The organism is Variovorax brevis, from assembly GCF_030317105.1.
Lineage (GTDB): Bacteria > Pseudomonadota > Gammaproteobacteria > Burkholderiales > Burkholderiaceae_C > Variovorax > Variovorax brevis.
In genome coordinates, this window is sequence record NZ_JASZYG010000007.1 from 266037 (window position 1) to 282477 (window position 16441).

Sequence of the window (16441 nt, forward strand, 5' to 3'; positions counted from 1 at the left end):
ATGAAACTGACGCTTGTTTCCCTTGCCTTACTGCTGTTGGCTGGTTCGGCGAGCGCTGCCTCCTCGTGCGAAACATTGCAGTCCGAGATCGACGCGAAGATCCGGAGCTCTGGCGTGACCCGATTCACCCTGAGCACGGTCGACGCCAACGCGAGCGTTGGAGGCAAGGTGGTCGGCACCTGCGAGATGGGGGCCAAGAAGATCATGTATGTCGCATCGGGAGAACCGACGCCTGCCGCCAGTGGCGCTCCGGCACGCGCAGCCTCGCCTGCGCCGCCGCCACGTCCGAAGAAGGGTGCCGTGGTGACCGAATGCCGCGACGGCACGGTGCTGATCAACGCGGATTGCAAGAACTGATCGGCGCGCGGATTACGGCGCGCGTTCGTCCTCTCGCGTTCCCCATTCGCCGCGCGAGCGCTTGCGGCGTTCCTCGCGCTCCTTGGCCATCTGCTCTTCCATCTGCTGGCGGCCCGCCTTGGCGGCACTGATGAGTTGCGCGCGATCCTTGTAGAGCGGGTGCGATTCCTCGGCGAACTTGATGTTGAGCTGGCGGAATCGCATCGCGCTTTCGCGGGCCTCGTGCGGCGGCCAGCCCAGGATCTCCAGCACTTGCCGCGCGCTGCGCAGCGATGACTCGAACACCTCGCGTTCGGCCAGGTGCACGTCGCGGTCGCGCAGCTGATACCAGTGGTTGAGGTTGCGCGCCCGCGCCACGATCTTCGTTTCCGGGAAATGCTCTCGCGCGAGGTCGACGATGGCCAGCGATTGCTCCACGGTGTCGACCGCCACCACGAGCACCCTGGCCGTGGCGGCGCCGGCGGTGCGCAGCAGGTCCAGCCGTGTCGCGTCGCCGTAGAACACCCGAAAGCCGAACTGGCGCAGGCCCTCGACCGTGTCGGGGTCATGGTCGAGCACTGTCACCTGCAGGCCCTGCGCGCTCATCATGCGGCCGATGATCTGGCCGTAGCGACCGAAGCCGCAGATCACGACGTTGGCGTTCTGCTGCTCCGAGATCTCTTCCAGTGTGGTGGCGTCGCGTGCGTAATACTTCGGCAGCACCCACTTGTCGAGCGCGACCAGGAGCAGCGGCGAGAGCAGCATCGACAGCGCGACGGCGCCGATCAGGAAGGAGGCCACCTCCGGCGGCATCGCCCGCCCATTGGCGGCCTGGAACACGACGAAGGCAAATTCGCCGCCCTGCGCGAGCAGCAGCGTGAAGATCGGCCTTTCCTGCACGGGCAGGCCCATCAGCTTCGCAAGCCCATAGATGGCCAGGGATTTCACCAGCATGAAGCCGACCACGACCACGGCCATCCAGCCCGGATGCGCCAGCAGCACGCCGAAGTCGATGCTCATGCCGACCGCGATGAAGAACAGGCCCAGCAGCAGGCCCTTGAAGGGCTCGATGTCGGTTTCCAGCTCGCGCCGGTATTCGCTTTCCGCGAGCAGCACCCCGGCCAGGAAGGCACCCAGCGCCATCGACAGGCCAACGAACTGCATGAGCGCGGCAATCGCGACCACCAGCAGCAGCGATGCTGCCGTAAAGATTTCAGGCGTGTTCGAGCGTGCGATCCATCGCAGCACCGGCCGCAAGAGCAGCCGCCCGCCGAGGATGATGCCGCCGATGACGGCAACGATCTTCAGGCCCTCGATCGCGCGATCCAGGCCGCTCAGGGTGTGTGCCGCATCGCCGCTGGTGGCCAGCAGCGGCAGCAGTGCCAGGATCGGAATGGCAGCGACGTCCTGGAACAAAAGGATGGAAAAGCCCGCCTGTCCGCTCGCGGTCGGCAGCAGGTTGCGTTCGCCGAAGACCTGCAGCGCGATGGCGGTCGACGACAGGGCCAACCCCAGCGCGGCGACCAGCGACACGCGCCAGTCGAGGCCAGCCGCCATGCCCGCCGCGAACAGCAGCGCCGCGCAGCCCAGCACCTGCGCCGAACCCCAGCCGAAGATCGGACGCCGCAGGCTCCACAGCCGCTTGGGTTCCAGCTCCAGACCGACCAGGAAGAGCATCAGCACCACGCCGAACTCGGCAAAGTGCAGGATGTCTTCCACGTTGCTCACCAGCCCGAGTCCCCAGGGACCGATCGCGATGCCGGCGGCCAGGTAGCCGATGATGGCCCCCAGCCCGAGCGCTTTTGACAATGGCACCACCAGCACGGCAGCACCCAGGTAGATCAGGGAGTTCGTCAGCCAGACCGGCGCGTGACCCATGTTCAGGCTTCCTGCGCAGCTTCGACGGGGCGGTCCGTTTCCGGCACGATGCAGCGCGGGCAGGGCTCGATCTCGTCCATTTCGGGCCAGTTCGGGTAGGTGGCCAGGCGCTCGACAAAGACATCGACATGGGCGGCAATGTCCCTGGCCGATGCGCTGCGTGCGCCGTGCAGGATCATCGGCGGCAGGAAGCGCATGCCGCAAAGGGCTGCAGTCTGCTCGTAGGGCGGCAGGAAGGCGTCGAAAAAGTAGCGGTTGTAGCTTTGCGGGTGATAGCTCGATTCCGGCCCGCCGGTGGTCGCGGCCAGCCAGAAGTCCTTGCCCAGCAGCGCGGTGCCCTCGGTGCCATAGGCCCAGTCGTAGGTGAGTACCTCGTCGAGCCACAGCTTTTGCAGCGGCGGCATCGAATACCACTGGATCGGATGCATCAGCACGAGCATGTCCGCCCGCGCCAGCCGCTGCTGCTCCGCCTCGACGTCAATCGAAAAGTCCGGGTAGCTCGAATAGAGGTCGTTCAGGTCCACGTTCACCACGGTTTGGGCTGCGTCCAGCAACCGGCGGTTGACCCGCGAATCGCGCCAGTGGGGATGCGCTGCGACAAGATAAATGCGGGGCGCATCGGGCGTGGGGTTGGGCGTGGACATGGGCGCGAACATAACGCACTCGGCAATTTCCCGCGCGCACGCCAGGCGGGAATGCGTCGACACTGGCGACCCGGCGGGCTGTCACGCGGTGAGTGCGTGCAATCTGTAACAATTCGCCAGTCCAATCTTCCAAGCAAAACAAAGGAGCCCGTCATGCCGGTGGTCCTGGTCGCCAATCCCAAGGGGGGCGTCGGAAAGTCGACGCTCGCCACCAACATTGCGGGTTACTTTGCCAGTCGCGGCCACGCGGTGATGCTGGGCGACGTGGACCGGCAGCAGTCCGCCAAGCTCTGGCTGGACCTGCGCCCGCCGGCGGCCCGGAAGATTTCGACCTGGGACGCCGTGGAAGACAACAGCGTGGTGCGACCGCCGCGCGGCACGACCCATGCCGTGCTCGATACGCCCGCGGGGCTGCACGGCTGGCGCTTCAAGGACGTACTGGCGCTGGCCGACAAGGTCATCGTGCCGCTGCAGCCCAGCATCTTCGACATCTATGCGACACGCGATTTCCTGGACAGGCTCCTGGCGCAGCGCAATGCCGCCAAGACGCAGATCGGCCTGGTGCCCATGCGGGTGGACGCGCGCACGCTGGCGGCAGACCGTTTGCACGAATTCATCGCCGGCCTGAGCGTGCCGGTGATCGGCGAAGTGCGCGACACGCAGATCTATGTGCAGTTGGCCGCGCGCGGGCTCACGCTGTTCGACATCTCGCCGGGGCGGGTGCAGCGCGATCTGGCGCAATGGGCACCGATCTGCGAGTGGCTGGACGCCTGAGCTGACGCGACGCCGCACATGCGGCGATGTCGCTTGCCCGACACGCGCCTGACGGCGGCCCGGCTAGAGTGCCCCGCATGAAAAAGACCTTCCAAACCCTTCAGGATCTGGCTGCCTGCGTCGGCCAGGAAGTCGCCGTCAGCGACTGGATCGAGATCACCCAGCAACAGGTGAACCAGTTTGCCGAGGCCACCGGCGACCACCAGTGGATTCACGTGGACGTGGAGCGGGCCAAGGCTGGTCCGTTCGGCGCGCCCATCGCGCATGGGTTCCTGACCCTGTCGCTGCTGCCGCGCTTTTTCGGGAACGCGGTAGAGGTTGTCGAATCGCGGATGGGCGTGAACTATGGGCTCAACCGGGTGCGCTTCATGGCGCCCGTTCCGGTGGGCAGCCGGGTGCGTGCGCGCATGAAGCTGCTGTCGAGCGACGCGATCGACAACAACGGCCAGCAAATGGTGTGGGAAGTGGCCATCGAACTGGAAGGCGCGACCAAGCCGGCCTGCGTGGCCGAATCGGTGGTTCGGCGCTATCCCTGAGCGTCCGCGGCGCCGGCGAAGCCGCACTGGCGCCACGCTTCGAAGACAGTCACCGCCACCGCGTTCGACAGATTCAAGCTGCGCTGGCCGGCGCGCATCGGCAGGCGCAGCCGCTGCGCCGGGCCGAAGCTGTCCCGCAGTTCAGGCGCCAAGCCGCGCGTTTCCGAGCCGAAGATCAACCAGTCGCCCGCATGGAAGCTGACCTCATGGACGGGCCGGCTGCCGCGGGTGGTCAGGGCGAACATCCGGTCCTCTGGGGGATGCTCGGCGTCGATCAGCGCCTGCCAACTGGCGTGGCGACGCACTTCGGCGTATTCGTGATAGTCCAGCCCCGCCCGGCGCAGAAGCCGGTCGTCCATGGAGAAACCCAGCGGCTCGACCAGGTGCAGCGTGCACCCCGTGTTGGCCGCCAGGCGAATGACATTGCCCGTGTTGGGCGGGATTTCGGGTTCGACCAGGACGATGTGAAACATCCCGCGATTGTCGCGGTCTGGGACTTATGACTCCGGCGGATCGGTGCGGGCGAACACGATCGCCGCGATGTGCGTCGCGCCCGCCTCGCGCAGCACCCGGGCGGCGGCGAACAGGGATGCGCCGCTGGTCATGACGTCATCGACCAGCACTACCCTTTCTCCGCGAATCGCCCCGGCACGCATCGGGTCCAGCGCGAAGGCCCCGGCGAGATTCGTCAGGCGTTCGGCGCGGCTCAGGCCACTTTGCGCGGGGGTGTCGCGTGTGCGCAGCAACAAGGAAGCGTCCGTCTTGTCGGACGCCAGGCGCCTGGCCAGTTCCAGCGCCTGGTTGAAGCCGCGTTCGCGCAGGCGGCGTGGGCCCAAGGGCATGGGCAGCACGCGTTGCGCCGCATCGAGCGCCGGTTCCGCCCACGGTGCGCTGCGCATCAGGGTGGAAAACGGCTTCGCCCAGCCCGCCTCGCCGCGAAACTTGAACCGGGCCACGCGCTCCGGCCACGGCCAGACATAGCTGCAGCTGGCGACGCAGGCGTCCAGCGGCGGTGGGCCGGTCGTGCATTCGCCACAGCGCTCGGCCCCTTCCGGCACGGGCAGCGCACAGGTGCGGCAGCGCGAGACCGGCGGCGCAAAGCGCGCCACACAGGCGTCGCACACCGGCCGCGAGGGCCAGCTGCGGCAGATTGCGCACTGGCTGGCGAGGCGATCGCGCCAATGCGGGAAAAGCAGGGCTGTCCGTGCGGCGAGCATCGCCTCAATATACTTGCCGGCCCATGCTGAACGAGTCCACACGGCGTCCGCCGACCATCGATGCCGTTGCCGCCGCACGTCTTGCGCGTTCCGCACCCGGGGAGGGCTCGCCCTGGCTGCACGAGGAAATCGGTCGGCGGATGGAAGAGCGCCTGCAATGGATCAAGGCGCAGCCACGGACCTGGGCCGACTGGGCGCCCCTGCATGGCGGCCTGGAGGCCCATGCCCGCGTCGCCCGCCGCTACCGCGACGCCCGCGCTTTCGTCGTCGAGCCCGAAGCCGCTCTTCGGCCCCGGACCGAGCAGGCTTTGACCATGCCTTGGTGGAACGCCCGCCGCTGGGGCTCCGCCGCCACGCGCTTCGGTGGCCCTGCGCTCCCGGAAGAAGGCGTCGACCTGCTGTGGGCCAACATGTCACTGCATTCGTCGGCCGACCCGCAGGGCCTCATCGAGCAGTGGCACCGCATGGTGGCGACGGACGGTTTTCTGATGTTTTCCTGCCTCGGTCCCGACACCCTGCGTGAGCTGCGTTCCGTCTATGCAGCCCGGGGCTGGGGCCCCGCCGGACACGAAGTCACTGACATGCATGACTGGGGCGACATGCTGGTGGGGGCGGGTTTCGCCGAGCCGGTCATGGACATGGAGCATGTGGTGCTCAGCTGGAGCACGCCCGACGCGCTGATCGCCGAATTGCGCCAACTGGGCCGAAACCTGCATCCTGCCCGATTCTCGGCCCTGCGCGGCCGGTCTTGGCGCGACGCCTTGCGTACTGCGCTGGCCGCGACGCCGGCGGCCAGCGAGACGGATGGGCGCATTTCGATGACCTTCGAGATCATTTATGGCCACGCCTTCAAACCCGCGCCCCGGGTGTCCCTTTCCGCCGAAAGCGCGGTGTCCCTGCGCGACATGCGCACCATGCTGCAGCGCGGACGCCCCAACCCGTGACGGAGTGCGCGAATCCACCGGCTACAATTCTTCGTTGCGCGAATTTTGTCCGTGTTCAAGGCCCGAGTGACGACAGTTTTGAAGGCCGCCAACGCACCGATCAACTGAGCTCGCCCGTGCCGAATTCCGTGTTTCGTTTTGCCACCGTCTCAGGCCAGAACATCCACTGGTTCCTGAAGAGAAACTGCTCGGTCACGCCGGGCCAGTTGGGCTGGCTCTACGCATCGCTGTGTCTGGTGTCGCTGGGAATCGGTGCAGGCTTCTGGGTGCACGGGGCACCGCTTGTGCTGCCGTTTGCATGGGTTGAGATCACGGCGGTCGGGATTGCCTTTCTGCTGTACGCCAGGCATGCGACGGACGGCGAGAAGATCGCCCTGGAGGAGGGGCGGCTGATCGTCGAGCTGGAGAACGGCGGGCACTATGAGCGCACGGAGTTTTTGCCGCACCAGGTGCGGATCGAGCCTCAGGCCAGCGATCGCTCGCTGATCGAGGTCTCGGGTCAGGGTCGAAAAGTGAAGGTGGGCCGCTATGTGCGGCCCGAGCTTCGTGCGGCGCTGGCGCGGGAGATCCGCATGGCGTTGCGTGGTGCCTAGTGCGCCATGTGGCTGCCGCAAGCCGACGGAACGGCCGATGGGTTAACTGGAAAATGAAGAAGTGAACACGATGAAGAGCAATTGGTACAAGCTGGCAAACCTGCTGCTGGCGACCGGCGCGGCGTTCAGTGGCGCTGCGCACGCAGTCAACGACCTTGCCGGCGGCCCGACCGTGCGTCAGTTGAACCTGCCCGTCGGCGTGACCAAGATCGCGCAGGAGCAGTACTTCCTGCACAACGCGATGATGATCCTGTGCACGGTCATCTTCGTTGCCGTGTTCGCGGTCATGTTCTATTCGATCTGGAAGCACCGCAAGTCGGTGGGCCACAAGGCGGCCAACTTCCACGAATCGGTGGTGGTCGAAGTGGTCTGGACCATCGTTCCCTTCATCATCGTGATCCTCATGGCGCTGCCCGCCACCAAGGTGCTGGTCGCCCAGAAGGACACGACCAACGCCGACCTCACCATCAAGGCCACCGGCTACCAGTGGAAGTGGGGCTACGACTACATCAAGGGCGAGGGCGAGGGCCTGGGCTTCATCTCCACGCTGCTGCCCGAGCACCGCGCCTTCTCCAACGCCGGCGCCAAGGGCGCAGTGCCCGACAACTATCTCTTCGCGGTCGACAACCCGCTGGTGGTGCCGGTCGATCGCAAGGTGCGCATCATCACCACGGCGCAGGACGTGATCCATGCCTTCGCGGTGCCGCAGTTCGGCATCAAGCAGGACGCGGTTCCCGGCTTCGTGCGCGACACCTGGTTCCGTGCCGAAAAAGTGGGCGACTACTACGGCGAGTGCCAGGAACTGTGCGGCAAGGAACACGCCTACATGCCCATCCACGTGAAGGTCGTCACCGCTGCCGACTACACCGCCTGGGTCGACGGCAAGCGCAAGGAGGCCGCCGCCAAGCAGGACGATCCCAACAAGGTGTGGGCGCTGCCCGACATGCTGGCGCGTGGGGAAAAGGTCTACGCCGCCAACTGCGCGGCCTGCCACCAGCCCAACGGCAAGGGCGCCGGCCCGATCAAGCCGCTGGACGGCTCGGCCATCGTGCTGGACGCCGATCACAACAAGCAACTGCACGTCGTGCTCAACGGCGCCGGCAACGGTGCCATGCCTGCGTGGAAGGCCTTGAACGACACCGACATCGCGGCAGTCGTCACCTTCACGAAGAACAGTTGGTCGAACAAGACGGGTCAACTGATCCAGCCGGCTGAAGTGCTGGCGCAGCGCGGCAAGTAAGCCAGACGCCCCACGACGAAGAAATTGCAAGGAAGATCGACATGAGTGCAGTCCTCGACAACCACGGGCACGCCGGCCACGCGCACGACGACCATCACGACCACCACGCCCCCACGGGCTGGCGTCGCTGGGTCTTCGCGACCAACCACAAGGACATCGGCACGCTGTACCTGCTGTTCAGCTTCACCATGCTGATGGTGGGCGGCATCCTGGCGCTGCTCATTCGCGCCGAGCTGTTCCAGCCCGGCCTGCAGCTGGTGAACCCCGAACTGTTCAACCAGTTCACCACCATGCACGGCCTGATCATGGTGTTCGGTGCCATCATGCCGGCCTTCGTGGGCTTCGCGAACTGGATGATCCCGCTGCAGATCGGCGCATCCGACATGGCCTTTGCGCGCATGAACAACCTCAGCTTCTGGCTGCTGATTCCTGCGGCGCTGATGCTGGTCGGCTCGTTCTTCATGCCCGGCGGCGCACCGGCAGCCGGCTGGACGCTCTACGCACCGCTCACGCTGCAGATGGGCCCCTCGATGGACGCCGGCATCTTCGCGATGCACATCATGGGCGCCTCGTCCATCATGGGCTCGATCAACATCATCGTGACCATCCTCAACATGCGCGCCCCCGGCATGACGCTGATGAAGATGCCGATGTTCTGCTGGACCTGGCTCATCACCGCCTACCTGCTGATCGCCGTGATGCCCGTCCTGGCCGGTGCCATCACCATGACGCTGACGGATCGCCACTTCGGCACCAGCTTCTTCAACCCCGCCGGCGGCGGCGACCCGGTGATGTACCAGCACATCTTCTGGTTCTTCGGCCATCCCGAGGTCTACATCATGATCTTGCCGGCCTTCGGCATCGTGAGCCAGATCGTGCCGGCCTTCTCGCGCAAGCGCCTGTTCGGCTATGCCTCGATGGTGTACGCCACCTCGTCGATCGCCATCCTGTCCTTCATCGTGTGGGCGCACCACATGTTCACCACCGGCATGCCGGTGACGGGCCAGCTCTTCTTCATGTACGCGACGATGCTGATCGCGGTGCCGACGGCCGTGAAGATCTTCAACTGGATCGCCACCATGTGGCAGGGCTCGATGACCTTCGAGACCCCGATGCTGTTCGCCGTGGGCTTCATCTTCGTGTTCACCATGGGCGGCTTCACCGGCCTGATCCTGGCGGTGGCACCCATCGACATCCAGCTGCAAGATACCTATTACGTCGTGGCCCATTTCCACTACGTGCTGGTGGCCGGCTCGCTGTACGCGATGTTCGCCGGTTACTACTACTGGGCGCCCAAGTGGACGGGCGTGATGTACAACGAAACGCGCGGCAAGGTGCACTTCTGGTGGTCGCTGATCTCTTTCAACGTCACCTTCTTCCCGATGCACTTCCTGGGCCTGGCGGGCATGCCGCGTCGCTATGCCGACTACCCGATGCAGTTCGCCGACTTCAATGCCGTGGCGTCCGTGGGCGCGTTTGCCTTCGGCCTGGCGCAGGTTTACTTCTTCCTGTTCATCGTGGTGCCCAACATGATGGGCAAGGGTGAAAAGGCTTCGCAGAAGCCGTGGGAAGGTGCTGAAGGCCTCGAATGGGAAGTGCCGTCGCCGGCACCGTTCCACACTTTCGAGACGCCGCCCAGGCTCGACCCGACCGCAACCCGCGTCATCGGCTGAAATTTGTGCACACCATGACGCCTGAGCAAAAGAAGAACAATCGACGCATGGGGCTCGCGCTGGCCACCATCGCGCTGGTGTTCTTCGTCGGTTTTGTGGTGCGCATGGTGGTGCTGCGCGGCTGACCGGCGGCATTCAAAGCAGCATGGGCATCGCTCAACGCACCCGACGCAACAACGCCCGCATGCTCGGCAAGCTTGCCGTCGTGGCGGCAGGCATGTTCGCCTTCGGCTATGCGCTGGTGCCCATGTACCGCGCCATCTGCGAATTCACCGGCATCAACATCCTCGCGCTCTCGGAGCTCGAAGTGCCCGGTGGCGCCAAGGGTGGCAGGGACGTGCGCGTGAACAACACGCAGGTCGACACCAGCCGCACCATCACGGTCGAATTCGACTCCAACGTGCGTGGGCTGTGGGACTTCAAGCCCGCGCAGCGCTCGATGCAGGTGCACCCGGGCGAACTCAACACGGTCGTGTACGAGTTCCAGAACGTGCAGAACCGCCGCATGGCCGCGCAGGCCATCCCGAGCTATGCGCCGCAACAGGCGGCACCGTACTTCAACAAGCTGGAATGCTTCTGCTTCAACCAGTACACGCTCGATCCGGGCGAAAAGAAGCAGTGGCCGGTCGCCTTCGTGATCGACCCCAAGCTGTCGAAGGACGTCAAGACCATCACCCTGTCGTACACCTTCTTCGAGGTGGGCTCAGGCACGCCGCCGGCACCGACGGCGGGTGCGGCCCAGCTTCCGGCGGAGCCGCGCTCGTGATGGCCGCACCGGACACACAACAAGAGACGCCGGCCGGGGGCTCGCTGTGGCGAACCGTCAAGGCCGTCGGATGGGGATTCTTCGGGGTGCGCAAGGACAGCGCCTTTCGGGAAGACATCGCAAAGCTCTCGCCTTTGCACATCGTCGGCGTCGGCCTGGTGGCCGTCGTCCTGCTGGTGGTCGGCCTGATTGCGCTGGTGAAATTCGTCGTTGCGCCCTAGAAGATCACCGTCCGTCGCAGAGAATACAAAAGTAGATTGAGAGAGAAAGCCAGGAGCTGATATGAGTTCAACCACCCACGGCACTACGCCCTACTATTTCGTGCCGGCCCCCTCGGCCTATCCGGTCCTGTCAGCGACCGGATTGCTGCTTGTGATCTTTGGCGCCGCGCAATGGATCAATGGCCATGACTGGGGCAAGTGGTCGCTGTTGATCGGCATGGTCTTCTGGCTCTCCACGCTCTTCGTCTGGTTCCGCACGGCGGCCCGTGAGAGCGAAAGCGGCCAGTACGGTCACAAGGTCGACCTGTCCTACCGCTGGAGCATGAGCTGGTTCATCTTCTCGGAAGTCATGTTCTTCGGCGCCTTCTTCACGGCTTTGTGGTGGGCGCGCACGCACTCGCTGCCGGCCCTGGGCAGCCTGGACAACGCGCTGCTCTGGCCCGACTTCAAGGCTGTCTGGCCCACCATGGCGGCCGGCGCGACCGCTTCGCCCGCCAACATCGTCGAGCCGTTCACGACGGTGGGACCGTTCTGGCTGCCGACCATCAACACGGCGCTGCTGCTGAGCTCGGGCGTGACGATCACCATCGCCCACCACGCGCTGCGCGCCAATCACCGTGCGCAAACGATCCGCTTCATGTGGCTCACCGTGCTGCTCGGCTTCACTTTCCTGTGCGTGCAGGGCTACGAGTACTACCACCTTTACACCGAGTTGAACCTCAAACTCAGCTCAGGCACCTACGGCTCGACCTTCTTCATGCTGACCGGCTTTCACGGCTTGCACGTGTTCATCGGCATGTTGATGCTGTTCTTCATCACCATGCGCCTGCGCGCGGGGCATTTCACGGCAGAGCGGCACTTTGGTTTCGAAGGCGCGGCCTGGTACTGGCACTTTGTCGACGTGGTGTGGCTGGGCCTGTACATGCTGGTCTACTGGCTTTGAAGCAACACGACGGCACAACAAAAAAGCGCCGCAAGGCGCTTTTTTCATGGATGGAACCGCAACGGCCCGAGCTATTTGCCGACCGGAAGGCCCCCTGGCTGGATGTAGCCGAGTTTCCAGGCTACCAGCATGCACAGGAACAAAATCACCGACAAGCCAATCCGAACCGTCAGCGCGCGCGCCATGCCTCCACTTTTGGCGCGGCCGTCGCGACCGTCCTTCAGCATGAAGAAAAGGGCCCAGCCCAAACTGGCCAGAATGCCCACGAACACCAGGGCAACGATGTATTTCATGACACCAATTATCGACCTGCCGCGTCGTCCCGTCCTGTGAGCGCCGAATCCACCATGGCTGCCGTTCCGCTTGCCCGGCGAGGACACCGCTGGATCTACGCGGTCGCTGCGTTCGCGCTGGTGGCCACCGGCGTATCGCTGGGGCGCTGGCAGCTCGACCGGGCAGCGCAGAAAGAAGCGCTGCAGGCCGAAATCGAGGCGCAGGGCAAGTTGCCTGCGCTCGACCAGGCGGCCTTCCTGGCGCTGCAAAAGCCAACGGAAGCATTGCACCGACCGGTGCGCCTTCGCGGCCTCTGGCTGGCGCCCCAGACGGTTTACCTCGACAACCGGCAAATGCACGGCGTGCCGGGCTTCTATGTGCTGACGCCGTTCGCGCTCGAGGGCAGCAACCAGACCGTCATGATCCAGCGCGGCTGGGTGCAGCGCAATTTCACCGATCGCACGCACCTGAAGCCTGTCGAGACGCCGACGGGCCTGGTCGAAGTGCAGGGGGTGGTGGCCACGCCGCCCGCGCACCTGCTGGACTTGGGCAAGGCCGATGCGCCCATGCCCGCGGCATCCGCACCGGATGCGCCCGCCGCCACGAAGACCTCCGCACTCGCTGCCGCGGGGTCTTCGGCCATCCGGCAAAATCTCGATCTTGAAGCGTTCCGCGCCGAAACGCGTTTGCCGCTGCGCACGGACGTCACCTTGCAGGAAACAGGCGCCGCTTCGCAGGGTCTGCAGCGCGACTGGCCGGCGCCGGCGCTGGGTGTCGAAAGGCACTACGGGTACGCATTTCAATGGTTTGGCCTCGCGGCCCTCGTCGCAATTCTCTATGTCTGGTTCCAATTCATTGCCCCCCTCCGCCGTGCAGGCCGCGCGCGCAATGGCTGACGAGCCCCTGGGCCTGACGGTGCATTCGATGCCGTCGCCGCAGTCGCTCGATGCTGGCGACGTGCAACGCACGAAGGTCGGCCGCTGGAAGATGCTGCTGGTCATGCTGATGTGCGCGGCGCCGGTCATCGCCTCCTATTTCACCTATTACGTGATCCAGCCCCAAGGGCGCAGCGCGTACGGCGAACTGATCGACCCGCAGCGCCCCTTGCCGGCCCTGACTGCAACGGCACGTGACGGAGCGTCCGTCGACATGCGCTCGCTCAAGGGCCAATGGCTGCTCGTGGTGGTGGCCAATGCCGCTTGCGACGCACGCTGCGAGCAATTGCTCTACTTGCAGCGCCAGTTGCGCGAAACCCTCGGCCGCGAGAAAGACCGCGTGGATCGCGTCTGGTTCGTGAGCGACAGCACGCCCGTCCCCGAACGCCTCGACAACGGCCTGCGAGGCGCCACGGTGCTGCGCGTCCCCACCGCGCAGTTGGCGCAATGGCTCCCTGCAGCGTCCGGACACCCCATCGACGACCACATGTACGTCGTCGATCCGATGGGCAACCTGATGATGCGTTTTCCCGCGGGCATGGACGCGGCGGGCGCCGCCAAGGCCAAGCGCGACGTCGAGCGCCTGCTGCGCGCCTCCGCTTCGTGGGACGAGGCAGGCCGCTGACCGTGCACCCGCTCTGGCCATCAAGATGAACGAGCAGCCCCTGTACGACCTTGCACCCATCTTCTGGATGATGGGCGCGGGGGTGCTGATCGCGCTGGGCCCGCTTGTCTGGATCTGGCGCCGCCATGCCGGTGGCGGTGCAGCGCGGCGCCTGCAGGCGCTGACGGTGCTCACGCTCTTCCTGACTTTCGACCTGACGCTGTTCGGCGCCTTCACGCGCCTGACGGATTCCGGGCTGGGCTGTCCCGATTGGCCTGGCTGCTACGGCAACGCCAGCCCATTGGGCGCGCGCCACGAGATCGCGATGGCACAGGCGGCGCAGCCGACCGGACCAGTGACGCACGGCAAGGCCTGGGTCGAGATGGTGCACCGCTACCTGGCGACGGGTGTGGGCTTCCTGATCGTGACACTGGCGGTCGCCACCTGGATCGTGCGCCGCCGGCAGCGCATGTCACCGCCGCCAGCGCAGGGCGGTCGTGCCTCGCTCAGCGCCTGGTGGCCGGCAGCGACGCTGGTGTGGGTTTGCCTGCAGGGGGCGTTCGGGGCGCTGACGGTGACCTGGAAACTCTATCCAGCCATCGTGACCCTGCATTTGATGGGTGCCATCGTCCTGCTTGTCTTGCTGTGTGTTCAGGCGCTTCTCTACAGCCAGGCGGCCGGATCACGGCAACCGGTGGCCTTGCCTTCATCCCTGCGCACCCTGTTGTGGTGGACGGCGGCCGTGTTGGCGCTGCAGATCGCGCTCGGTGGCTGGGTCAGCACGAACTATGCGGTGCTCGCTTGTACGCAGTTCCCGACCTGCCAGGATAGCTGGTGGCCGCCCATGAACTTCGCGCAGGGCTTCGAGATCTGGCGCGAACTGGGCGTCGGATCCAACGGCATGTCGGTTGAATTCGCGGCGCTCACGGCCATCCACTACGTGCATCGGTTGATGTCTTATGTCGTCTTTGCGTCGATTGGTCTGCTCTGGTGGAAGCTGGCGCGCATTGAGGCATTGAAAACCCAGGCCCGCTGGCTCGCCGGCCTGGCCTTGATGCAGCTGGTCACGGGTTTGGGCAATGTTCTACTGGGCTGGCCGCTGGCGGCCGCCCTGCTGCACACGGGGGGCGCTGCGGCACTGGCCGTCGTGCTGACCTGGGCGCTGTGCGAAAGCCGTCGCGCCCGGATCGACGCGCCGTCGCGGCAGGCCCGTCGCGCGCCGCAAGCTGCCGGCGCTGGAAAGGTTTTTGAATGAGCACGACATGGGGCCGCCCCCAGCCAACTCGCGTCGCCCTGTGCGCCTGTGAGGTTTCGACATGAGTACGCCCCTGTCCGCGCAGAGCGCATCCAGCGCGAGCGTACTGCGCCAGTTCTATGCGCTGACCAAACCGCGCGTGGTGCAACTCATCGTGTTCTGCGCCTTCATCGGCATGGTGCTGGCCGTGCCGGGACTGCCGACGCTGGCCGAAGTACAGCGGGGCGTGTTGGCCTGCCTTGGCATCTGGCTGGTGGCGGGCGCTGCCGCGGCTTTCAACTGCCTTGTCGAAAAAGGCATCGACGCCAAGATGAAGCGCACCGCGTGGCGACCCACGGCGCGCGGGCAGCTGAGCGACACGCAGGCCTTGCTGTTTTCGGCGGGCCTTTGCGCACTGGGCTCCGCCGTTCTGTGGTTCACTGTGAACCCGCTCACGATGTGGCTGACTTTCGCGACCTTCGTGGGCTACGCGGTGATCTACACCGTGGTGCTCAAGCCGCTGACGCCGCAGAACATCGTAATCGGTGGCGCATCGGGCGCCATGCCGCCGGTGCTGGGCTGGGCGGCCATGACGGGCAGCGTTGATCCGGAAGCGCTCATTCTTTTCCTGATCATCTTCCTGTGGACGCCCCCGCACTTCTGGGCGCTGGCGCTCTACCGGGTCGAGGACTACCGCAAGGCCGGCCTGCCGATGCTGCCCGTGACGCATGGCAACGAGTTCACGCGGCTGCAGGTGCTGCTCTACACCTTCATTCTCTTCGCCGCCTGCCTGATGCCGTTCGTCTACGGCATGAGCGGTTGGCTCTACCTGGTGGTGGCCATCGGGGTGAGCATCGGATTCACCGGCTATGCATTTGCCCTGTGGCGGAACTATTCGGACGCGTTGGCGCGCAAGACCTTCCGCTTTTCGCTGATTCACCTGAGCGTGCTTTTTGCCGCGCTGCTGGTGGACCACTATGTCTTCTGAACCATGACCGCATCCATGAACAAGCGCAGTGCCCTCAAGATCCTCGCCTCGACGGGCTGGCTGGCCGGGGCATCAGCCGTGGGCCTGGGCCTTTCCGGCTGCATGGAAAAGAAGCAGAACTTCAACGCGGTCGACATCACCGGCGCGGATTACGCCAAGGATTTTTCGCTGAAGGACGTCGATGGCAAGACGCGCACGCTGGCGGACTTCAAGGGCAAGGCGGTGGTGCTCTTCTTCGGCTACGCGCAATGCCCCGACGTGTGCCCCACGACCATGGCCGAGATGAAGCAGGTCAAGGAGCAACTCGGCAAGGATGGCGACAGGCTGCAGGTGCTGTTCGTCACGGTCGATCCGGAGCGGGACACGCCCACCATCATGAAGGCGTACATGGAGGCTTTCGACCCCGCCTTCGTCGCTCTCATTCCAACGCCCGATCAGCTCGTCGCGCTCGCGAAAGACTTCAAGGTCTACTACAAGAAGGTCGAAGGCAAGACCCCAACGAGCTACTCGATGGACCATTCCGCAGCCAGCTTCGTGTACGACCCGCAAGGCCGGCTGCGCCTCTACGCCCGCTACGGCGCCGGTGTTCCGCCACTGGTGTCAGATCTCAAGACGCTGCTGGGCTGATCGGCAGGGGCCGGG

At 65.3% G+C, this 16441-nt stretch carries 21 protein-coding genes; 16 read left to right on the plus strand and 5 right to left on the minus strand.

What is annotated here, in order from left to right:
* On the plus strand, positions 1-357 hold the full coding sequence (locus QTI66_RS23080) for a DUF1161 domain-containing protein (RefSeq protein ID WP_286562274.1): 357 nt from the start codon (positions 1-3) through the stop codon (positions 355-357).
* A 12-nt stretch (positions 358-369) separates the two neighbouring features.
* Here the strand turns inward: QTI66_RS23080 and kefC are convergent, their stop codons facing one another.
* Both kefC and kefF read right to left on the minus strand, forming a co-directional pair.
* Positions 370-2214, minus strand: coding sequence for a glutathione-regulated potassium-efflux system protein KefC (gene kefC / locus QTI66_RS23085; RefSeq protein WP_286562275.1), 1845 nt, complete (start codon positions 2212-2214; stop codon positions 370-372).
* Positions 2215-2216: 2 nt separating this feature from the next.
* On the minus strand, positions 2217-2858 hold the full coding sequence (kefF, locus tag QTI66_RS23090; RefSeq protein WP_286562276.1) for a glutathione-regulated potassium-efflux system oxidoreductase KefF: 642 nt from the start codon (positions 2856-2858) through the stop codon (positions 2217-2219).
* A 153-nt stretch (positions 2859-3011) separates the two neighbouring features.
* Here kefF and QTI66_RS23095 point away from each other — a divergent pair, with 153 nt between their 5' ends.
* Together QTI66_RS23095 and QTI66_RS23100 are read left to right on the plus strand one after the other, a co-directional pair.
* Positions 3012-3632 carry a ParA family protein gene (locus tag QTI66_RS23095; protein ID WP_286562277.1) on the plus strand — a complete coding sequence of 207 codons (621 nt, stop codon included), beginning with the start codon at positions 3012-3014 and terminating at the stop codon, positions 3630-3632.
* Positions 3633-3700: 68 nt separating this feature from the next.
* On the plus strand, positions 3701-4168 hold the full coding sequence (locus QTI66_RS23100; protein ID WP_286562278.1) for a MaoC family dehydratase: 468 nt from the start codon (positions 3701-3703) through the stop codon (positions 4166-4168).
* Here the strand turns inward: QTI66_RS23100 and trmL are convergent.
* Positions 4159-4641, minus strand: coding sequence for a tRNA (uridine(34)/cytosine(34)/5-carboxymethylaminomethyluridine(34)-2'-O)-methyltransferase TrmL (gene trmL / locus QTI66_RS23105; RefSeq protein ID WP_286562279.1), 483 nt, complete (start codon positions 4639-4641; stop codon positions 4159-4161). The two genes, QTI66_RS23100 and trmL, sit on opposite strands and share 10 nt — an antisense overlap.
* 24 nt (positions 4642-4665) lie before the next feature.
* On the minus strand, positions 4666-5385 hold the full coding sequence (locus QTI66_RS23110; RefSeq protein WP_286562280.1) for a ComF family protein: 720 nt from the start codon (positions 5383-5385) through the stop codon (positions 4666-4668).
* 23 nt (positions 5386-5408) lie between these two features.
* Here QTI66_RS23110 and QTI66_RS23115 point away from each other — a divergent pair, with 23 nt between their 5' ends.
* From QTI66_RS23115 to QTI66_RS23150, 8 genes are all read left to right on the plus strand, one after another.
* On the plus strand, positions 5409-6329 hold the full coding sequence (locus QTI66_RS23115; protein WP_286562281.1) for a class I SAM-dependent methyltransferase: 921 nt from the start codon (positions 5409-5411) through the stop codon (positions 6327-6329).
* Positions 6330-6445: 116 nt separating this feature from the next.
* On the plus strand, positions 6446-6922 hold the full coding sequence (locus tag QTI66_RS23120) for a DUF2244 domain-containing protein (RefSeq protein ID WP_286562282.1): 477 nt from the start codon (positions 6446-6448) through the stop codon (positions 6920-6922).
* Between the two features lie 70 nt (positions 6923-6992).
* Positions 6993-8162 carry a cytochrome c oxidase subunit II gene (gene coxB, locus QTI66_RS23125; RefSeq protein ID WP_286562283.1) on the plus strand — a complete coding sequence of 390 codons (1170 nt, stop codon included), beginning with the start codon at positions 6993-6995 and terminating at the stop codon, positions 8160-8162.
* 41 nt (positions 8163-8203) lie between these two features.
* The gene (ctaD, locus tag QTI66_RS23130; RefSeq protein WP_286562284.1) at positions 8204-9835 is read left to right on the plus strand and encodes a cytochrome c oxidase subunit I; all 1632 of its coding nucleotides are present in this window, start codon (positions 8204-8206) and stop codon (positions 9833-9835) included.
* A 14-nt stretch (positions 9836-9849) separates the two neighbouring features.
* Entirely contained in the window at positions 9850-9960 is a 111-nt protein-coding gene (locus tag QTI66_RS23135; RefSeq protein WP_286562286.1) for a cytochrome oxidase small assembly protein, read from the plus strand.
* A gap of 20 nt (positions 9961-9980) precedes the next feature.
* On the plus strand, positions 9981-10601 hold the full coding sequence (locus tag QTI66_RS23140) for a cytochrome c oxidase assembly protein (protein WP_286562287.1): 621 nt from the start codon (positions 9981-9983) through the stop codon (positions 10599-10601).
* Complete coding sequence (locus QTI66_RS23145) at positions 10601-10822, plus strand: DUF2970 domain-containing protein (RefSeq protein WP_286562489.1); 222 nt, start codon at positions 10601-10603, stop codon at positions 10820-10822. Before QTI66_RS23140 ends, QTI66_RS23145 begins: the two co-directional genes overlap by 1 nt.
* A 61-nt stretch (positions 10823-10883) precedes the next feature.
* Entirely contained in the window at positions 10884-11765 is an 882-nt protein-coding gene (locus QTI66_RS23150) for a cytochrome c oxidase subunit 3 (protein ID WP_286562288.1), read from the plus strand.
* A 71-nt stretch (positions 11766-11836) separates the two neighbouring features.
* On the opposite strand, the gene QTI66_RS23155 is transcribed toward QTI66_RS23150, so the two are convergent.
* Positions 11837-12058, minus strand: a complete 222-nt coding sequence (locus QTI66_RS23155) for a twin transmembrane helix small protein (protein WP_286562289.1) — start codon at positions 12056-12058, stop codon at positions 11837-11839.
* Between the two features lie 54 nt (positions 12059-12112).
* On the opposite strand from QTI66_RS23155, the gene QTI66_RS23160 reads away from it, so the two are divergent.
* The 5 genes from QTI66_RS23160 to QTI66_RS23180 all read left to right on the plus strand — a co-directional run bounded on the left by QTI66_RS23160 (position 12113) and on the right by QTI66_RS23180 (position 16426).
* Positions 12113-12934, plus strand: a complete 822-nt coding sequence (locus tag QTI66_RS23160; protein ID WP_286562290.1) for an SURF1 family protein — start codon at positions 12113-12115, stop codon at positions 12932-12934.
* Positions 12927-13598: a redox-active disulfide-containing membrane protein gene (locus tag QTI66_RS23165; RefSeq protein ID WP_286562291.1), complete on the plus strand. Its 672-nt coding sequence runs from the start codon at positions 12927-12929 to the stop codon at positions 13596-13598. Before QTI66_RS23160 ends, QTI66_RS23165 begins: the two co-directional genes overlap by 8 nt.
* 25 nt (positions 13599-13623) lie before the next feature.
* The gene (locus QTI66_RS23170) at positions 13624-14832 is read left to right on the plus strand and encodes a COX15/CtaA family protein (protein WP_286562292.1); all 1209 of its coding nucleotides are present in this window, start codon (positions 13624-13626) and stop codon (positions 14830-14832) included.
* A gap of 61 nt (positions 14833-14893) precedes the next feature.
* A complete protein-coding gene (gene cyoE / locus QTI66_RS23175; RefSeq protein WP_286562293.1) occupies positions 14894-15799 on the plus strand; it encodes a heme o synthase in 906 nt (301 codons plus the stop codon).
* A gap of 15 nt (positions 15800-15814) precedes the next feature.
* Positions 15815-16426: an SCO family protein gene (locus QTI66_RS23180; RefSeq protein WP_286562294.1), complete on the plus strand. Its 612-nt coding sequence runs from the start codon at positions 15815-15817 to the stop codon at positions 16424-16426.
* The last annotated feature ends 15 nt before the right edge of the window (positions 16427-16441 follow it).